Annotated in this window: 10 protein-coding genes and 1 pseudogene; 5 read left to right on the forward strand and 6 right to left on the reverse strand. The window is 64.5% G+C overall.

Annotation, left to right across the window (positions count from 1 at the left end):
* The 4 genes and pseudogenes from DBR10_RS20280 to DBR10_RS16995 all read left to right on the forward strand — a co-directional run.
* Window positions 1–247: pseudogene (locus DBR10_RS20280) on the forward strand (GNAT family N-acetyltransferase); the annotation flags it as partial.
* An 88-nt stretch (window positions 248–335) separates the two neighbouring features.
* Window positions 336–1,514, forward strand: a complete 1,179-nt coding sequence (locus DBR10_RS16985) for a vWA domain-containing protein (RefSeq protein WP_108505142.1) — start codon at window positions 336–338, stop codon at window positions 1,512–1,514.
* Window positions 1,515–1,701: 187 nt separating this feature from the next.
* Window positions 1,702–4,134 (forward strand): M1 family metallopeptidase, encoded by a 2,433-nt coding sequence (locus DBR10_RS16990; protein ID WP_108505143.1) that lies wholly within the window; start codon window positions 1,702–1,704, stop codon window positions 4,132–4,134.
* A complete protein-coding gene (locus DBR10_RS16995; RefSeq protein WP_233243463.1) occupies window positions 4,131–4,649 on the forward strand; it encodes a DUF6702 family protein in 519 nt (172 codons plus the stop codon). The genes DBR10_RS16990 and DBR10_RS16995 overlap by 4 nt, the downstream gene beginning before the upstream one ends.
* Window positions 4,650–4,669: 20 nt before the next feature.
* On the opposite strand, the gene DBR10_RS17000 is transcribed toward DBR10_RS16995, so the two are convergent.
* From DBR10_RS17000 to DBR10_RS17015, 4 genes are all read right to left on the reverse strand, one after another.
* The gene (locus tag DBR10_RS17000) at window positions 4,670–6,181 is read right to left on the reverse strand and encodes a tryptophan halogenase family protein (protein WP_108505144.1); all 1,512 of its coding nucleotides are present in this window, start codon (window positions 6,179–6,181) and stop codon (window positions 4,670–4,672) included.
* An 11-nt stretch (window positions 6,182–6,192) separates the two neighbouring features.
* Window positions 6,193–7,698, reverse strand: a complete 1,506-nt coding sequence (locus DBR10_RS17005; protein ID WP_158272214.1) for a tryptophan halogenase family protein — start codon at window positions 7,696–7,698, stop codon at window positions 6,193–6,195.
* Window positions 7,695–9,227, reverse strand: coding sequence for a tryptophan halogenase family protein (locus tag DBR10_RS17010; protein ID WP_108505146.1), 1,533 nt, complete (start codon window positions 9,225–9,227; stop codon window positions 7,695–7,697). Before DBR10_RS17010 ends, DBR10_RS17005 begins: the two co-directional genes overlap by 4 nt.
* 244 nt (window positions 9,228–9,471) lie before the next feature.
* Window positions 9,472–12,732 carry a TonB-dependent receptor gene (locus DBR10_RS17015; protein ID WP_108505147.1) on the reverse strand — a complete coding sequence of 1,087 codons (3,261 nt, stop codon included), beginning with the start codon at window positions 12,730–12,732 and terminating at the stop codon, window positions 9,472–9,474.
* Window positions 12,733–13,777: 1,045 nt separating this feature from the next.
* Between DBR10_RS17015 and DBR10_RS17020 the strand changes: the two genes are divergently transcribed.
* The gene (locus DBR10_RS17020; protein ID WP_108505148.1) at window positions 13,778–14,995 is read left to right on the forward strand and encodes an ROK family protein; all 1,218 of its coding nucleotides are present in this window, start codon (window positions 13,778–13,780) and stop codon (window positions 14,993–14,995) included.
* A 6-nt stretch (window positions 14,996–15,001) separates the two neighbouring features.
* Here the strand turns inward: DBR10_RS17020 and DBR10_RS17025 are convergent, their stop codons facing one another.
* Together DBR10_RS17025 and DBR10_RS17030 are read right to left on the reverse strand one after the other, a co-directional pair.
* On the reverse strand, window positions 15,002–18,427 hold the full coding sequence (locus DBR10_RS17025; protein WP_108556526.1) for a glycosyl hydrolase 2 galactose-binding domain-containing protein: 3,426 nt from the start codon (window positions 18,425–18,427) through the stop codon (window positions 15,002–15,004).
* Window positions 18,428–18,482: 55 nt separating this feature from the next.
* Window positions 18,483–18,957 (reverse strand): carboxylesterase family protein (locus tag DBR10_RS17030; RefSeq protein WP_146187867.1); only part of this gene is annotated, 475 nt, incomplete at its 5' end.

An 18,957-nucleotide genomic window follows, 5' to 3' on the forward strand; every position in this document is an offset into this window, starting at 1 on the left:
GCATGGCGAACTCAAGCGCATCTATGTCCTGAAGAGCCATCAGGGCGCTGGCCGGGGCTCGCTGCTGCTCAACACCGCCCTCGAATGGCTGGAACAGGCTGGTCCGCGCCCGCTGTGGATCGGCGTCTGGTCGGAAAACTTCGGGGCCCAGAAGCTCTATGGCCGCCTCGGTTTTGCGAAGGTCGGCGAGTATTTCTTCCCGGTCGGCGAGACCCAGGATCTGGAGTTCATCCTGCGGCGCGGCTAGCGGCCAAAACGCTCCGGGCTGCGCCGCCCCGGTTGCGTCCTGATAAAGAACGCTCCATGCTCCGAACAACTGTTCGAGGCCCGCCGCCATGTTCCTGCGCTTCTTCTCCGAGCTCCGATCGGCCAAGGTGCCGGTGTCGCTGCGCGAGTATCTCCTGCTGATGGAGGCCCTGGACAAGGACGTCATCGACCGCTCGGTCGAGGACTTCTACTTCCTGTCGCGCGCCAGCCTGGTGAAGGACGAGAAGAACCTCGACAAGTTCGACCGGGTCTTCAGCCACGTCTTCAAGGGGCTGGACAGCGTCAGCGACGGGATGACCGCCGAGATCCCCGAGGAGTGGCTCAAGGCCCTGACCGAGAAATTCCTGACCGACGAGGAGAAGGCGGCGATCGAGGCCATGGGCGGCTTCGAAAAGCTGATGGAGACCCTTCAGGAGCGCCTGAAGGAACAGAAGAAGCGCCACGAGGGCGGCAACAAGATGATCGGCTCGGGCGGCACCAGCCCGTTCGGCAACAACGGCTACAATCCCGAAGGCGTCCGCATCGGCCAGGACAAGAGCCGCCACGGCCGGGCCGTGAAGGTCTGGGACAAGCGCGAGTACAAGAACCTCGACGACAGCGTCGAACTGGGCACCCGCAACATCAAGGTCGCCCTGCGCCGCCTGCGCAAGTTCGCCCGCGAAGGCGCGGCCGAAGAACTGGATCTGAACGGGACGATCCGCGGCACCGCCGAGAAGGGCTATCTCGACATCCAGCTGCGTCCGGAGCGGCGCAACAAGATCAAGGTCCTGATCTTCTTCGACATCGGCGGCTCGATGGACGGCCACATCAAGCTCTGCGAGGAGCTGTTTTCCGCCGCCAAGACCGAGTTCAAGAACCTCGAATTCTATTACTTCCACAACTGCCTGTACGAATCCGTCTGGAAGGACAACCGCCGCCGCCAGGTCGAGAAGATCCCGACCTGGGACGTGCTTCACAAATTCCCGAGTGATTACAAGGTGATATTCGTTGGCGACGCCACGATGAGCCCCTACGAGATCACCTATCCGGGCGGCAGTGTCGAACACTGGAACGAAGAGCCGGGGGCGATCTGGATGCAGCGCGTCGCCGACATCTACCAGAGCGCCATCTGGCTGAACCCGACGCCCGAACGGCACTGGGACTACACCCAGTCCATCGGCGTCATGAAGCAGCTGATGAACGACCGGATGTTCCCGCTGACCATTGAGGGCCTGGACAAGGCGATGCGCGAACTGGTCCGCAACTAGACCCGTGCCGGGCGGGCAGATTGCCCGGAAAGGCCGGCCGGGATCGCCCAGTCTGATCGCCTGGCCTGCCTCCGGGTGGATGCATCTGCTCAGCCGCCGCCCAAATCCGAAACCCGGTGCCTCAAGGCTCTCGCCAAAGGCATCCGATCCGTTAATGTCCGGCCACCGAATTTCTCTGGGGTGAAGCGTGTTGTTCAAGACTGCTGGTCGCTATGTCGTCGCCGGGCTGCTCGCCGCGACGTTCGGTGTCGCCTCGGCCCAGGCCGACGCCATTCGCCAGACCAAGGCCCCGCTTGAGGACAAGTTCCGCCAGCTGGAAGGCGAGGACTGGCCGACACCGACTGATTACCGCAATGCCTCCGGTGCTCCGGGCTACCGCTACTGGCAGCAGAAAGTCGACTACGACATTTCCGTGCGGCTGGACGAGCCGACCCGGCTGATCACCGGCAAGGGCTCGGTCACCTACCGCAACAACTCCCCGGATGACCTGCCCTATCTGTGGCTGCTGCTCGACCAGAACGACTTCAAGCGCGACTCCATCAGCCACATGACCGAGACGGTCTCGGGCGACGGCATCAGCCTGACCCAGGTGCGGCGCGCCAAGCGTTTCCAGGAGTGGGAAGGCGGCTTCACGATCAAGTCGATCAAGGACGCCCAGGGCCGCGCCCTGGAGTTCACGGTTGTCGACAGCCTGCTGCGGATCGAGCTGCCGCAGGCCGTTCGCAGCGGCGGCGGCGAGACCCGGTTCACGATCGAATGGTCGTTCCCGATGGTCGAGACCAAGCTGATCGGCGGCCGCAGCGGCTATGAATGCTTCACGGCCAAGGACGAGGACGGCAACTGCATCTTCGAGGTCGCCCAGTGGTTCCCGCGCCTGGCCGTCTATTCCGACTATGAGGGATGGCACAACAAGGCCTTCCTCAGCAGCGGCGAATTCACCCTCGAGTTCGGTGATTACAATGTCGCCCTGACCGTGCCGTCAGACCACGTGGTCGCGGCCACGGGCGAACTGCAGAACGCCGGGGCCATCCTCACGGCCGCGCAGCGCGAGCGACTGGCCAAGGCCCGCACCGCGTCCGAGCCCGTCTATGTCGTGACCCCCGACGAGGCCCTTGCGGCGGAAAAGGGCAAGCCGACCGGCGAGAAGACCTGGGTCTTCAAGGCGAAGAATGTGCGCGACTTCGGCTGGGCCACGTCCCGCAAGTTCGTCTGGGACGCCATGGGCGTCAAACAGGCCGATCCCAAGGCGGAGTATCCGCTGGTCATGGCCATGTCCTTCTTCCCGAAGGAGGCCCGTCCGCTGTGGGATGCCTATTCGACCAAGGCCATCGCCCAGACCCTCAAGGTCTATTCCGACTTCACCTTCGCCTATCCCTATCCGGTCGCCCAGTCGGTCAACGGGCCGCAGGGCGGGATGGAATATCCGATGATCAGCTTCAACGGCCCCCGGCCGGTGAAGGACAAGAAGACCGGCAACCTGACCTATACCGAACGGGCCAAGACCGGCCTGATCGGCGTGGTCATCCACGAGGTCGGCCACAACTACTTCCCGATGATCATCAACTCGGATGAGCGTCAGTGGACCTGGATGGATGAGGGCCTCAACACCTTCCTGCAGTTCCAGGCCGAGAAGCAGTGGGACAAGAAGTTCCCGTCGCGGCGCGGCGAGCCCAAGGACATCGTCGAGTACATGGTCAGCCAGGACCAGGTGCCGCTGATGACCCAGTCGGACTCCCTGCTGCAGTTTGGTCCCAACGGCTACTCCAAGCCCGCGACGGCCATGGTGATCCTGCGCGAGACGGTCATGGGGCGCGAGCTCTTTGACCGGGCGTTCAAGGAGTACGCCAACCGCTGGCGCTTCAAGCACCCCACGCCCTATGACTTCTTCCGGACCATGGAAGAGTCTTCCGGGGTCGACCTCGACTGGTTCTGGCGGGGCTGGTTCTATTCGACCGATCACGTCGACATCGCCCTCGACAAGGTCGTGCAGGGCCGGCTGGACAGCGGCGATCCCGAAATCGAGATGGCCAGCCGTCGGGCCGAACGCGAAAAAGAGCCGCCGTCGCTGACCGTCAGCCGCAACACCGGTCCGACCGTGGTCGAACGTGATGCCAAGACCCGTGACTTCTATGACGCCACCGACGAGTTCCTGGTCACCGAGAGCGCCCGCAAGAAGGCCAAGTCCGCACGCGAGGACCTGACGACCGAGGAGGCCGCCGCCCAGTCGGTGAAGGACAACTTCTACCGCTTCACCTTCCGCAATATCGGCGGGCTGGTCATGCCGGTGATCCTGAAGCTGGATTTTACGGACGGTACGACGGAGACGGTTCGCATCCCGGCCGAAATCTGGCGCAAGAGCCCCAAGACCGTGACCTGGCAGTACGTCTCGGCCAAGCAGGTCAAGGCTGCCGAGCTTGATCCCCTGTGGGAGACCGCTGACGCCGACCGCAGCAACAATGTCTATACGGGCGCGATCGCGCCGGTGACCCTGAAGTTCAGCAAGCCGCCGGAAGGTGCCAACCGGATGAAGGACGCGGATCTGAAGATCCAGCCGGACAGCCTGACCACCCTGCCCGCGACGGACCCGAAGGCCGAAGCGGCCAAGAAGGACGGCAAGTGATCCAACGGCTCCGGCGCGCGGCCCTTGTCCTCGCCGCCCTGATCCTGCTTCCGGTGAGCCCGGCCTGGGCCCACCGGGGGCATGGATCCCTGAGCGTAGTGGAAATCGATGCGGTGACCGGCATGGTCACCGTCAGCCATCGCCTTGAAGTCCATGATACCGAGCCGGCGCTGGTCCTTGTCGCCCCCGAGGCCCAGCCCAGTCTCGATGACCCCGATGCCGTAAAGGCACTGACCGACTATGTGGGCCGCAAGTTTGCCCTGAGGATCAACGGCAGGACCGTGCCGCTCGTCCTGAAGGAAACCAGTCTGGGGGCCAGCGATGTGCGGCTGGTCTATGCAGCCCGCATCGCCCCCGGTGACACCGGCGGCGAGATCGATGTCCGCTCCGGCCTGTTTGCCGAGGTCTATGGCGACCAGGTCAACCAGGTGAACATCCGTCGACGCGGCATCACCCGGACCCTGATTTTCCGCGGGGCCGGGGCCGAAGCCCAGAGCCTGGATGCCCTGAACTAAGGGGCCGAGCCCGACCCGCTTCAGGCTGCCGGCGCGCGCGCGCAGCTGTCGAGGAAGGCCTGATGGGTCGGCAGGCCCGAGACCCGATCCTGGATGCCGGTCCGGATCTTGGCCAGCCGCAGCTTGAGCTCATCCTCGGACAGCAGGTCGGCCACGGGGTGGTAATCGACCGGCATCAGCCCCTGCCCGGCCAGGACGGCGAACCAGCTCTGCTCTTTGAACAGCTCGTGTTGCACCACCATCGCCTCGCCGCGGGTCCGGAAGATCTCGAGGCGGGTCGCCAGGCTGTCGGGGATGTCCATGTTCTTGCAGTAGCGCCAGAACGGCGTGTCCTCGCGCTCGGTGACCTTGTAGTGGGCGATCAGGAAGTCACGGATATTGATGTAGTCGGCTTCCATCTCGGCATTGTAGCGATCTGTGATCAGCGGGTTGAAGCCCCCCTTGGGGAACATCGCCAGCAGCTTGGAGATCCCGACCTGCACGAGGTGGATGCTGGTGCTTTCCAGCGGCTCCATGAAGCCGCTGGCCAGGCCGAGGGCGATGCAGTTGCCCACCCACGACTTGCGCCGGCGACCGGTCACAAAGCGCAGCATGCGCGGTTCGGCCTGCGCCTCGCCGTCCAACCGGCTCATCAGCAGCCGGGTCGCCTCATCCTCGCTGATGAAGCTGTCGCAGAAGACATAGCCGTTGCCCGTGCGGTGCTGCAGGGGAATGCGCCATTGCCAGCCCGCCTCCCGTGCGGTTGACCGGGTATAGGGGATCGGCTCCTCGACCTTTGCGCAGGGCACGGCCGCCGCACGGTTGACCGGCAGCCAGTGGCTCCAGTCCTCATAGCCGGCCTGCAGCGTCTCTTCGATCAGCAGCCCCCGGAAGCCGGAGCAGTCGATGAACAGCTGGCCCTGAACCGTCTGGCCGTCCTTGAGGGTCAGGCGCTCGATCAGGCCGGTCTGACCGTTGCGGTCGACCTTGACGATCTGGCCCTCGATACGGCGCGCGCCGCGCTTCTCGGAGAAGCGCCGCAGATAGGCGGCATACAGGCTCGCATCGAACTGGAAGGCATAGTTTATGTTGGGCAGCGAGGTCTGGGGACCGTGTCCGGTGCGGCCGAACCGGCGCTGGCGGGCGGCCTCGGTCTCGGCGTTGAAGCGGCCGTAGTCGTTACTGCCGCCCGACAGCATCCAGCGCAGCCAGTAGTGATTGAAATTGACCCCGTCCATGTCGACGCCGAACTGGCCGAACGGATGGAAGTAGCTGTGCCCCTCGCGCCGCCAGCCGGCGAACTCGATGCCGAGCTTGAAGGTCGCATTGGTCTCGCGAACAAATTCGTTCTCGTCGATGCCCAGCACGTTGTTGAACATCGTGATCATCGGGATCGTGGCTTCGCCGACGCCCACCGTGCCGATCGCCTCGGATTCCACGAGGGTGATCGTATAGGCCTGGGTTCCCATGACCTTGGCGAGCGCTGCTGCGGCCATCCAGCCTGCGGTACCGCCGCCGACGATGACGATGTCACGAATGCGCTGGGCCGACATCAGGAAGCCTTTCAGAACGAAGCGTTGGATGGCAGGGGCGCGAACAGTTCGAGCTGGGCCTCGACCGACGGCATATCGCGAACCGTCGACGCGATGAAGCCGAGCATGCGCTGGAAAGCCGCGATCAGCTCGTCAGGGGCCAGGGTGTCGACCTGGGGATCATAGCCGCGCGGGATCAGGCCGTGACCGATGAGAACCGAGGCCCAGTTTTCTTCCTGGAAGGTCTCGTCATCATAAAGCGCGACGGCCCCACGCGCGGCAAAGAGGTCCAGCTTGGCGGCCAGTTCCGGCGGCGGCGGCGTCTCCCGAGCCCGATCCCAGAACGGCTCGTCCAGACGGCCATTGAGCCGGTAGTGCACGATCTGGAAGTCCCGCAGGTTTCGCGCATGGTTCTGCATGGAGGTGTTGAACGGTTCAGCCTCCAGCATCGCCTCCGCACTGACCGGGAACAGGGTGATCAGATGCGAAAGCCCGACATGGATCATGTGCAGCGAGGCGGCATCCAGCGGCTCGAGGACGACGGCCGCTTCTCCGATGGCGACGCAGTTGCCGGTCCACGGCGCGCTGCGCATGCCCGGCTCGCAAGGGGCGACGAAGGCATCACCCAGCCGCATGCCACACAGGACTGAGGCGCTCTGCAGCATCTCGGCATCCGAGATCCGCCGGGAGTCATAGGCCGCAACGACCGGGGTCCGGTCGCGCAGCGGGAACATGCCGATCCAGCCGGCCTTGAATCCGGAGATCCGGCTCATGGCCGGCAGCGGGTTGAGTTTCGGACCGGAGGTCACCAGGACGCGGTCGCAGCCGAACCACGGGGACCAGGATTCAAGAGGCTGTTCGAGAACCTTGCCGATCAGAACGGCGTCCACGCCGGAGGCATCGACGAAGAGGTCCGCCGCCAGCGGCTCGCCACCCGCCAGGCTGACGGACACGATCCCCGAGTCCGAGCGGACGACCTCGCCCAGTGTACCGGCCTGGCGCTGGACGCCGAGCTCGATCGCCTTCTGGCGGACCAGCCGGATATAGGCCGAGGCATCCAGATGGTAACCGGCACGGGCCTTCGAGAAGCCGCTGGTCGCGTCGCCATGAACAACAAACCGGCCGTGTTTCGCCGCCGCCGCGCCGAGGGAGAACTCTTCGAGCGGCACATTCATGCCCTCCGAGCGGGCCTTCAGCCAGTGCTGCAGGAAGTCGATCCGGTGGATCGGCGCGCCGTGCGTGTCATAAGCATGGACGAAGGGCGGGCGGGCCTGCGACCAGTTGGCAAACTGCTGGCCCAGAGCATAGGCCCCGGCCGTCGCGGCCAGCATGTCGTCGGTATCCAGACCCAGCAGCCGATGCAGGCCCTCAAGGGTCGGCAGGCCCACCAGAACATCTGCAGACCGAACCATCGACGGCAATTCAAGAACCGTGACATTGACGCCCTGGCGGCCGAAAGCCCGCTTCAGGCCCAGGGCCGTCAACCAGGCGGCGGCATCACGGCCGACGATCACGACATTGCGCACCGGACGGCTCACGAGGCGACCCGACTGCTGAGGGGACGGTTTGCGGGTGCCGCACAGAAGTCCGCAACAAAGCCGCCGTGATCCCTCATCGCCTCGACGGTCTGGGCCACATCAGCCCGAAACTGGTCGAGCTCCCGCAGAATGTGCTCCTGAGGTACATTGTCGACGAGGGGGTCATAGCCGGCGGGCAGCAGCCCCTGCCCCACAAAGACGGCCAGCCAGCTGGGCGGCTGAAAGAGACCGTCCTTGTACTTGGCGATGTGGCCCCGGTGCTCGAACAGCGCCATCCGGGACGTCAGGCTATCGGGCACCGGCATCTCGCGGCAATACCGCCAAAGCGGCGCGTCGTCCCGGCCATTGAGGTGATAGTGCAGGATCAGGAAGTCACGGACGCGCCCGTACTCCACATCGATCAGGCGGTTGAATTCCGAAACCAGGGCCGGGTCGATGGCCCGCCCCGGCAGGAGCTTGAGCAGGTTGGTGATCGCCACCTGGATCAGGTAGATGCTGGTGCTCTCGAGGGGCTCGAGGAAGCCGCTGGCCAGGCCGATGGCGATGCAGTTGCGCGACCATGAGGTTTCCCGCCGGCCGGCCTGGAAACGCAGGGGGCGCGGGTCGCCCTGTGCCTCGCCGTCCAGATTGGCCAGCAGGGTTGCGGCCGCCTCGTCGTCACTGATGAACCGGCTGGAATAGACATAGCCGTTACCTGTGCGGTGCTGCAGCGGAATACGCCACTGCCAGCCGGCCTCGCGGGCTGTCGATCGTGTGTAGGGGGTCAGGGCCCCGGCCCGCTCGCAGGGCACCGCATAGGCCCGGTCACAGGGTAGCCAGGGCGTCCAGTCCTCGTAGCCGACGCCCAGCGCCTGCCCCATCAGCAGGGAGCGGAACCCCGAACAGTCGATGAACAGGTCGCCCGCGATCACCTCACCGGACTCCAGCCGGATCGAGGCGATGTGGCCATCCTCCGGCTTCAGCGTGACATCGACGATCCTGCCCTCGGTCCGCCGCAGGCCCCGGGCCTCGGCAAAGCCCCGCAGGAAGCGGGCATAGAGATGGGCGTCGAAATGATAGGCATAGGCGAAGTTGGAGCTCAGACCGTCTTCGTCGGTGCTCGGAAAGGCAAACCGGTTCTGGCGACTGGCGACGATCGGCAGGCTGTAGTCGCCCAGATCGTCGACCCGGCCATTCAGCCGCGCCTTGGCCCAGTACTGATAGAACGGCACGCCACCGAGCGGCTTACCGTGAACCCCGAACGGGTGAATGTAGGAGGAGCCCTTGAAACCCCAGTCGACAAACTCGATGCCGAGTTTGAAGGTCGCCTGGGTCTGACGCATGAAATCGGCCTCATCGACGCCGATATGGTCATTGAAGTCCTTGATCTGCGGCAGGGTGGCTTCACCGACGCCGACAATGCCGATCTCGTCGGACTCGACCAGGCGCACTTCGCACAGGCCGGGCGGAAGGCCGGCAACCAGGGCCGCGGCGCTCATCCAGCCTGACGTACCGCCGCCGACGATGACCACTTTCAGGGGCGCGGGCATCCAGCAAACTCCAACTCTGCGACGCACCGCTTCAGCCGGCCCGGCCTCCTGGAGACGCGGACGTACACCGGCTTAGAAACGGCTTTCGCGACCCTATCGCTCATCGGTGCCCAAGGGAGCACGGCTTGAGTCGGATGGTCGCGGCTAATGGGAGGCGTGTCAAAAAGGATCGGGCCGCCGAAGCGGCCCTCTCCCCAGGCAACACGGCGCGCAGCCATAGAGGCCACGCGCCGGTCACTTTCGACTAGTACTTCAGGCGGATGCCCATCTGGATCCGGCGGTCGTTCTTGAACCAGCCGTTCGGGGTCAGGGTACGACCCTTGTCGAAGTCGGTGACCTGCTGACGCAGGACCGTCTCGGTAGCCAGCAGGTTGCTGCCCTGCAGGCTGACTTCGATGTTGTCGTTGACCTTGTAGCGCAGCGACGCATCCAGGAAGCCGGCGTCATCCTGCCAGACCGGGAAGGCCACGCAGCAGTCAACGGCCGTCACCAGGTACTCGGAACGCCAGTTGTAGGCCAGACGCGCCGCCCAGGGGCCCTTCTCGTACATCAGGACCACGTTGTAGGCGTGCTCCGACAGACCCTCGAGCGAGTCGACCTTGATGCTGTCGGAGACAGCCTGGATGCCGCCGCCGCCGGTGCCGCCACCGCCGTCGCTCGAAACTGAGGCGACGTTGGTGTTCACGATGCCCTTGTTCTTTACATAGGTGTAGTTGGCCTGCAGGCCGAGGCCGTCGAAGGGCGCAGGCAGGAAGTCGAAATAGGTCTGATAGGCCATTTCGAAGCCCTGGAGCTTGGCCCCGTCGGCATTGACCGGCTGGTTGACCTGCACGGTCCGCGTCACACCGTTGTTCGTGAACTGCTCGTTGTACGAGCCGAACTGGATGTAGTCGTGGAACTGCTTGTGGAACACAGCGATCGAGAACGAACCCACGTCGGCGAAGTAGTGCTCGAGCGACAGGTCGAACTGGTCGGCCGTGATCGGCTTCAGGCGCGGGTTCTGCGAGCTGGCCGTATAGAGCGGGGCCACCCCGACGATCGTGCCGGCAGCGTTCTTGACCCAACGCGGATCGGTCGGAACATCGACGCTCGGCAGGTTGACGCTGATCGCGCGGAAGTTCTTCAGGTTACCCATGTCCGGGCGGGCCATCGACCGTGAAGCGGCAAAGCGCAGCAGCCACTTGTCAGTCAGATCCAGCTTCACGTTCAGGCTGGGCAGCCAGTTCTCGTGCGTTGTCGAGATCGTGCTGGCCTTGGTCTGACCGGAAATGAACGACTTCTCGTCCGCCGAAATGTAGCAGCCGATGGTCCGGTTGATCACCGGAATGGGCTGACCGGGCTGGGGATCGCGGTTCTTACACTCAAGAATTGACGCATTGAGGGTCAGCGGGAAGGACGTCGAACCCCGGCTTTCGACCGTGGTTTCGACATAGCGAACACCCACGTTACCCGAGTAGCTCATGCCGAACAGGGTTGCGCTCGGGCCACCGAACTTGAGCATGGCGTAAGCCGCCTTGCTCTCTTCGGAGACGTCGAGAACTTCCGAAGGCAGGAAGCAGTCCTTCTCCGAAGCGCGGCGTCCCTTACCCGAGCAGAGGGCATTCCAGTCGCCCACGCCGGTCGAAGCCGAGCCGAGCGCCTTCTGCATCGCCGCAGGGTCTTTCATCGTCTCCATGTTGAAGAAGACGAACTCGTTCGGCGTAACCAGACCGCCGCCGTAGAAGTTGCTGTCGAACTGGCGGTTTACATAGAGGCCGCGCTGATAGCCGCTGAAGCTGCCCTTCGCCGTATGCTGGTCGATGTTGTACCAGTCGGCGTTGTTGCTCCAGGTGTTGGCGATGTTACCCCAGTTATAGGCTCCCCAACGGACCGTCTGATCGCGATCGGCATAGCGCACGCCGACTTTCAGCGAGTCCAGCCAGTCCGACTCGAAGAGGTACTGGGCGTCAGCACGCAGTGCGAACTCTTCACCCTCGGACTTCTCGATGTGGTCCATGACATAGTTGTAGCGATAGGCGTTCGGGTTCAGCAGACCGCCTGGCGACAGGTTCACGTTGGTCGGCGACATCAGGGTCAGCTTGGGGTGCTTGCCCGTCGCGTCCAGACCGATATCGGCAAAGGACTGCTGACCGACGCTGATGTCGTAGTTGTCGACGGTCGATTCGATCTTCTGGACATCGAAGTTGAAGCGCCACTGGTCGGTGGGATTCCACTTCAGGTTAAAGCCGAGATCCTCGGTGACGTTGGTGCCGACATTGTAGCGCGTGTCGGTGCCGAAATCGCCGCCGCGGCGGGCCGGCGAACAGCCGTTCCAGCCATAGCAGGCATTGACCAGCGGCTGGCCTGCGGTGTTACGGGCGACCAGGGCGGAGTCGGCATTGTTGCCACCCCACCAGCCGATGTCCGACGTCATGACGCCGGTCTGGAAGTTGCCCTTGCTGTCGAAGGTAAAGTCCGGTGTCCCGGCCCGCGGTTGCGGGATCAGGGCGCTGCCGGGCGTCACGTGGAACGAGGTCGGCAGGGCGAACAGGCCGAACGGGCTGGCCGTCGCGACATACTCTTCCCACTCGTTCTTGTACTCCGAGCGGTTGTACTGAAGCGTCGCCAGGAACTTGTGATCGTTGTCCTGCCATTGCGCCGCGAACGCACCGCCCTTGCGGGTGCGCTCATAGATGTTGTCGCGATAGGCGACGCTGGACGGAATGTACTTCAGGCCTTTGCCGGCATAGATGCCTTCGTCGAAGATCGCGGTACGGCCGTACTGGATGCCTTCGGAATTGGTGGCGACCTGCGAATAGGCATAGTTGGCCATCAGGCCGAACTCGCCGATCGAGGTATCCCAGCGATCGCTCCAGATGCCGGAGACGCTGGGCGTGATGCGGTCGGCCAGATCGCCATAGGAGGCGTCAACCGACAGCGAGAAGAGGCGACCCTTGGAGTCGAACGGGGTGCGGGTGCGCAGGTTGATCGTACCGGCGATACCGCCTTCGATCAGTTCGGCGGTCTGGTTCTTGTAGGCGTCGACGCCGGCCATCAGTTCGGGCGAGACATCGCCCCAGCCCAGGCCGCGCGAGGAGTTGGCGCTGAAGCTGTCGCGACCGTTGAACTCGGAACGCACCTGCGGCAGGCCGCGAACGATAACGCCCGAGGGCTCGGCCGAGAAGTGAGCGGTGTCAGAGGTGGCCGCAAAGCGGTTGACGGTGATGCCGGCGACCCGCTGCAGGGCTTCGGCAACCGACTTGTCCGGGAAGGCCCCGATGTCGCTGGCGGTGATCGAGTCGACCACGGTGTCGGCGTCGCGCTTGAGCTGCTGCGCCGATTTCAGGGCCTGGCGAACACCGGTGACGACGACTTCAGAGACCACCGAGTCATCGGCCGGAGCCGGCGTGGCCGTCTGTGCCAGCGCAACTGCCGGGGCCATGCCCAGGGCAACCGCGCCAAGGATAGACAGGGACGCACCGTGGCAGAGCGCGCGTCGCTTGGACGCCAAACCCACTTTCTTCATTCCGATCTCCTCCCAGAGACTGCACACGCGACCCTCGGCCGCGATTTATTGTTACAACTTAGAGTTGCTTAACTCTCTCCGACCCAACCAAACCCCAGAGCCTGATTGCGCCACCCGCCTCCAAGACCGGCCTTGAAGTGCGCCCCAAACGCACATCAAGCCCTGCCCCTTCATGCATACCGGTCCCTGAAGCCTGCGCTTCCCCCGCCCCGTAAGTCGCAGCAGGGAATGTTACCGGTAAACAATTCCGATTAAATAAATCAAATTGAAGAAATGCACAACATGACCGTTGCGCCATTTCCACCCTATTCCCTCAAGCCCCTCCGACCTTCGAAACCCAGTCCAAACCCAAGATACCAGCCGGTTCAATAATATTCATGAGTAAACTTCTGGTGGTTTTTCAGAAGACAAAAAACAAAACCAAACTCAGAAATTTCTTCGGACTTTGTTTCCAAGCACAGAATAAAATATTGGCCCGACGAAGCGCCCTTCGACCGGAGCCGCACGCAGAGCGGGAACATCGGCACCTACACGCAACCGAGCCCGCCACATTCTCGACAATTCATAACGGCCACAGCCAAGTCAAGAAAATTGTCAACGCTGTCATTCCTTATTTGTAAGGGATTTTTGGCCTCGCCCGAGCGGTCGCCCTCCTGCCTCTGGATCACTTCGGGCAGGGCAATGGGTCCAAACGCCTATTCCACAAGGGGTCTGTGACAAACACCCCGCGATGGCGCTGTGACTTTTCGCACTGCAGTATAAGACCTCGTCGAGACACGGTCGGCCGGGATTGCAAGGCTGCAACAATGGTCACAAAGCGCTCCCGGAAGCGCGACAGGAGGGCCGAGAATCGCAACGCCTTTCTGCGATCCCGTCCCTCTTCGCCCCGGCCTCGCGCTGTTCCGGACCTCAACAGGGACCTGCGAGACGTCGATCGAGCCTGACGCCCCCCCCGAAAGATGCCGGCCGTTGAATTGTACAAGACGGTTTTCTTAAGTTTGAAGCAGGTGCTATCGGGCTTCGGCCACAGGAGCAGACCGAGACCATGAGCCCCACCCCAGGCCGAGCCAAAGTCAAGACGTCAGCGCGCGGCGCCAGCCTGTCCGGGACCAATCTTGAGCGGGCGGGAGACCACAATCAGCGAGTAGCCCTGCAATCCATCCGCATCGGTGCCGCCCGGACCAAGCAGGACATTGCCACACTGACCGGCCTGACGGTGCCCGCGATCACCAACATCGCCAACCGGCTGCTGGAAGACGGACTGATCCTTGAGGCGGGCAAGCTGCAGGGGTCCCGCGGCCAGCCGGCCATGACGTTCAGCATCAATCCGGATGGCTGCTTCTCGATCGGTCTGAATATCGACCGCGACCATATCACCATCGTGCTGCTCGACTTCGCCGGCCAGGTTCGCGCCCGGGCGAGCCGCGAAATGGCCTTTGCCAGCCCCGAGGAGGTCGCGGCATTTTTCGACGAAACCTGGGCGATCTTCACAAAGACCCGTGGGGTCAAGGCCAGCCGGATCATCGGTGTCGGCGTGGCCATGCCCGACGATATTGCCAGCGTAGACCTGCCCAACCGCCCTGACGCCTATGAGGCCTGGAACCGGGTCGACGTAAGGCAGCTTCTGTCCCAACGGCACGCCCTGCCCGTCACCATCGAGAACGATGCCGCCGCAGCGGCGCTGGGCGAACTGCATTTCGGCCACGGCATGCGGAAGCCGAGCTTCTTCTACATTCTGGTCAGTTCGGGCCTGGGTGGCGGTCTTGTGCTCGAAGGCGAGTACTTCCGGGGGGCCCAGGGCCGAAGCGGAGAGCTGGGGTTCCTGCCGATCCGCTCGGCGCGCACAACCGCCTGCACCCTGCAGGATGTGGTCTCGCTGTCCGGACTGAATGCCATGATCGGCGAGGGTCTCGCGACAGCGGACCCCGAGCAGTTGGCGCACGCCCCGCCTGAGGTCCAGGCCAGGATTGACGCCTGGCTGGATCTCGCTGCGGATCTCATGGTCGATCCCGTCATCTCGATCAGCAGCCTGATCAACCCCCAAGCCATCTATGTGGGCGGTCGCCTCCCTGCGCCCCTGATCGACCGGCTCACCGAAGCGGTCGGCCAGAAGCTGCGGGCGACCCCACAGCTTCTGCCCATGGCCCCTCTGAAACGGGCGGCCCTGGCGACGGATGCTCCGGCCATGGGCGCGGCCATCATCCCGATCATCGACCGCTTCCTGCCGTCCCGCTCGGCGTTGAGGAACACCGAGCAGGGCTGAGGTCGCCTATCGAACGACGGCCACCAGCGGTTTGACGTTCCAGCCGCGCAGTTCGAGCTTTGCGCCGACGGCCCCGACGCTGGCGGGGTAGCGGATTTCGATCTCCCGCCGCTCGCCCGGCAGAAGCGAAACATAGTTGTCCGCATAGTAGGCCGGCAGGATACGCTGGCCACGGCCGTCGACCAGGGTCAGCTTGCCCGTAAGGGCTGGAGCCGAGCCGGTATTGGTCAAGGTGGCCCGAACCAGTACTTCGCTGCCGACCACCTCCTGCCTGGCCGTCAGGCTGACCGGCTGGGCCGGCATGTCGACAAGCTTGCGGCTGGCCTCGGCATCCCCCGCGAGCCAGTAGAGGTTGTGGGACAGGGTCTTGCCGTCCGAGGCGATCAGGTCGAGCCGCACGATGACCGCGCCCAGCTTCGCCAGATCGAGGTCCAGAGCCTCCGCGACGACGACATCATTGGCCGGGACGCTGACGGGACGACGGCGCTCGGCGATCAGCTTACCGGCCAGATCGAACGTCCGGGTCCGGATCGTCGCTCCATCGATCGCCTTGCCGCCGTTGTTCACCACCGCCAGCTTCCGGTCCGCGAGGCTCATCTGCACATGGACGGTCTCGGATGCCGCCTTGGTGCCATAGAAGGCCCCATGGGTATCATAGTCGTGGCTCAGGATCTGCCACATGGTCGAAGGCCAGGCCGGCTGGGTCATCCACAGCAGCCGCCCGGACGACTTGGTCCAGAGCTCCTGGTTCATGCCCTCGAAAATGGCGCGGTGGGTCTCGTAGTTCATCAGCTGGGCCTTGCGCTCGAAATCTTCGAGGCTGGTCGGTGCGCCCAGTCGGGCCGTCATGGCATCGATGAACGTCTTGGTCGCGCCGTTCCCGGTCGGGTGCCAGTCGTGATAGGCCCAGGTGTCGCTGATCGGCCAGCGATCCGCAGCCGGCACGGCGGCCTCGAAGGCCTCCAGGGTCGGGAAGGACGGCGTCCCGACCTCGACCGAGAAGCCCTTGGCATGTTCCGAGAAATAGGTGGCCGGGTCACGGTAGTTGTACGGCCCGCTGTTTTGCAGGTTCACCCGGTTTGAGCTGCCCGTGTACCAGCGCGTGCCGTCCAGATCGTGGACCAGCTTCTCCAGCCCTTCGTTGAGGATGGGCTGCGGGACGCCCTCATTGCGACCGAACCACAGCACGATCGAGGGATGGTTGCGATAGCGGCTGATGACGTCGGCGGCGTTCTGCAGGAACAGCGGCACGTCCTGCGGTTCGAGCTGATAGTCCTGGGTCGAGGCCCAGAAGTCGTTCAGCACCAGCAGGCCGTACTCGTCGGCGAGGTCGAAGAAGCTCTCCTGGGTGTTCTGCCCCACCCAGTTGCGGATGACATTGAGGTGGGCCTCCTTGTGCAGACGGAAATAGGGCTCCAGACGCTCGCGCTCGACCCGCTTGCGCCAGTCATCAGTGCCCCAGTTGCCGCCCCGGGCCGCGATCTTCACGCCGTTGACCTTGATCACCATGTAGGGCGCAAGGCCGGTCTCCGGCACATCGGTCACGGCCGGCGAGCGGTCGCCCTCCGCGGTCAGCGACGTCGCCCAGCCGTCGACCACCTTGCGGATTCCCTCGTGGGAGCCATCGGTGATATCCTGGCCCAGCTGCCGGGCTTTCGAGAAGTCGACCTGCACCCGGCGCAGCTGTCCGCCCGGATTCATCAGGGACAGGTCGTAGGTGATCTGGCGAATACCGAAGCGGATCGACTTCTGGTCCGAGGTCTTTCCGTCGACGGCGACCGTCAGCTTCAGGTCGTGCAGGGCCTGCTCGCCATAGCCGTTGGGCCACCAGAGCTTCGGCTTGGCCACCGACAGCTGCGGAAACTCGGACGGGCTGAGCCGGACCGAGGTCTGCCCCGGGGCTACCGAAACGGCCTTGCTGACCGAGACGCCGTCAAAGCTGGCCGTGACGGTCGCCTGAACGGGGCGGTCCGAAAGGTTTTCGACCGGCGCAGTGATCTCGATGTCGGCGACGCTGTTGTCGGCCTTCGGCAGGGTCGTGACCACCTGGGCATCACCCAGGCGCGCATCGCCGGAGGCGGTCAGGACGACGTCCTGCCAGAGGCCGGTATTGCGGTCACGGACACTGGGAATCCAGTCCCAGCCCTCGCTGGCGATGAAGGTCGGGCCGTCCAGGGCCATCATGCCGCCGTTCTCGCCGACCCCGGCGGTGAGGGATTCCTCATGGGCGATACCCGGATGCGGCGGCGGCGAGATCCGGACCGCCAGTACGTTCTGTCCGGCCTTCAGCTTGCCGGTCACATCGAACCGGCCCCGCAGGAAGGCGCCCTTCAGATCGCCCAGCTTCTGCCCGTTCAGCCAGATTTCGGCGGCGTAGTTGATGCCCTTGAAGGTCAGGAGGAGACGCTTTCCCGCGCTCGCGGCCGGAGCCTCGAAGCTGCTGCGATACCAGTAGTCCTGGCGGTTCAGGCTTTCGGGGATCGCGGTATTGTTCAGGCCGTAGTCCGGATCCGGATAGACGCCGCGGTCGACCAGGGTGGTCAGGACCGTGCCGGGCACGGTGGCCGGGTACCAGCTGCGGGCATCAAACCCGGCCTGCGAGATCGCCGCACCACCGGCGGACACTTTCGGGGCCTCGACCAGCGACCAGCCCTTCAGCGTCCAGGCCTCACTGCCGCTGGCAACCAGCGCGGGGCCGGCATAGGCCGGCTTGGCCACCGGGGCGGAGATTTCGCCCTTGCCCCTGGGTCGGGTCCACGCCTCCTGCGGCGAGGTCTGGCCATACATCTGGCGAACCTGCACCGGCCAGGTCGGGCTGCCGGTTTCAAAAACGGTCAGGGCATCGGGCTGACGTCCGGCCAGGGCCTTGACCTCGGCGGCAGACAGGGCGCGATCCTGGGCCTGGAAGCCGGCGATCCGTCCGGCGAAAGGCGCAAAGCCCGGCACCTTGCGCGGGGCCATCGTGATCACCGCCGGCGTCGCGGCGGCAGGCACGGCAAGCTGGCCGGCAGCCTGGCCATCAAGATAGAGCGTCACCGTCGTGCCGTCCGAAACGGCCGAAACGAAACGCCATGTGCCGGCCGCAATCGGGCTCTCGGCCAGCAGGGTCTTACCCCCGACCCAGACACCCAGGCCCTTCGGAGTCTGGATCAGGAAGCGGCCCGAAGGCGTGGGGTCGCCGAGCCCGGCGACAAGACTGGCCTGCCCGCCCGTCCCGGACGGCTGAACCCAACCGTAGATCGACCAGGCGGCACCGGCCGGCAGGAGATCCTCGCGGGTCTTGCCCGCCAGCGGGCGGGACAGGCTGTCGCCCCCGGCCGGGAACTCTGCATTGTAGGGTCCCCAGACCGTCTGAGCGGCGACGGGACCGGCGGAGATGAGGGTCAGGACGCTGGCAGCCAGCATCAGGGTACCGGAAAACGAACGGCGCATTTTGTTTCCTCCGGACGGCGTTTTCGCCGCCTGTTCTTGTTGAATGGGTGAGACGTCAGGGGCGCTGCAGGCTGAGGCAGGCCGCCCGGCCCAGCCCCCGCCGTTCAACCGGCCCGGTTGCGGTAAAGGCCAGGTAGTCGGCCTGCGATCCATAGGTCGGCCAGGCCTTCAGCCCCGGGCCATTGGGGTCACCGCCATGGGCGAAGTTCAGCCAGTAGGCCTGCAGCGGCGGCCCCTCCGGCGCATCGAAGACAAACCCCAGCTCCGAACCATGAGTGACAGCCGCTCCCCCGGGGGGAGGCACTTCAAGCTCATAGCGCCAGACCTTGTCACCGCCCCGCGAGCGGACTGCGGCGACATGCTCCCCCGGGCAGCGGAACATGCGATCGGTCGCGACCTGCATCGCCAGGTCGCCGCGAACCGGATCGGGATCCGCCGGCGACGTCGCATAGACCTTGCCCAGGACCTGGGCCACAGGCGCGTCCTGGGCCGCGATCCAGCGCCGGGCCCGGGCCGGATCGGATCCGAAC

The organism is Caulobacter sp. HMWF025, assembly GCF_003060965.1.
In the GTDB taxonomy this organism is placed as follows: Bacteria; Pseudomonadota; Alphaproteobacteria; order Caulobacterales; family Caulobacteraceae; genus Caulobacter.

What these genes read in the sequence shown, in the direction of transcription:
- DBR10_RS17015 (WP_108505147.1), bottom strand. Translation starts at nt 12,732, where the DNA reads ATGAAGAAAGTGGGTTTGGCGTCCAAGCGACGCGCGCTCTGCCACGGT.
- DBR10_RS16985 (WP_108505142.1), top strand. Translation starts at nt 336, where the DNA reads ATGTTCCTGCGCTTCTTCTCCGAGCTCCGATCGGCCAAGGTGCCGGTG.
- DBR10_RS17010 (WP_108505146.1), bottom strand. Translation starts at nt 9,227, where the DNA reads ATGCCCGCGCCCCTGAAAGTGGTCATCGTCGGCGGCGGTACGTCAGGC.
- DBR10_RS17025 (WP_108556526.1), bottom strand. Translation starts at nt 18,427, where the DNA reads ATGCGCCGTTCGTTTTCCGGTACCCTGATGCTGGCTGCCAGCGTCCTG.
- DBR10_RS17020 (WP_108505148.1), top strand. Translation starts at nt 13,778, where the DNA reads ATGAGCCCCACCCCAGGCCGAGCCAAAGTCAAGACGTCAGCGCGCGGC.
- DBR10_RS17000 (WP_108505144.1), bottom strand. Translation starts at nt 6,181, where the DNA reads ATGTCGGCCCAGCGCATTCGTGACATCGTCATCGTCGGCGGCGGTACC.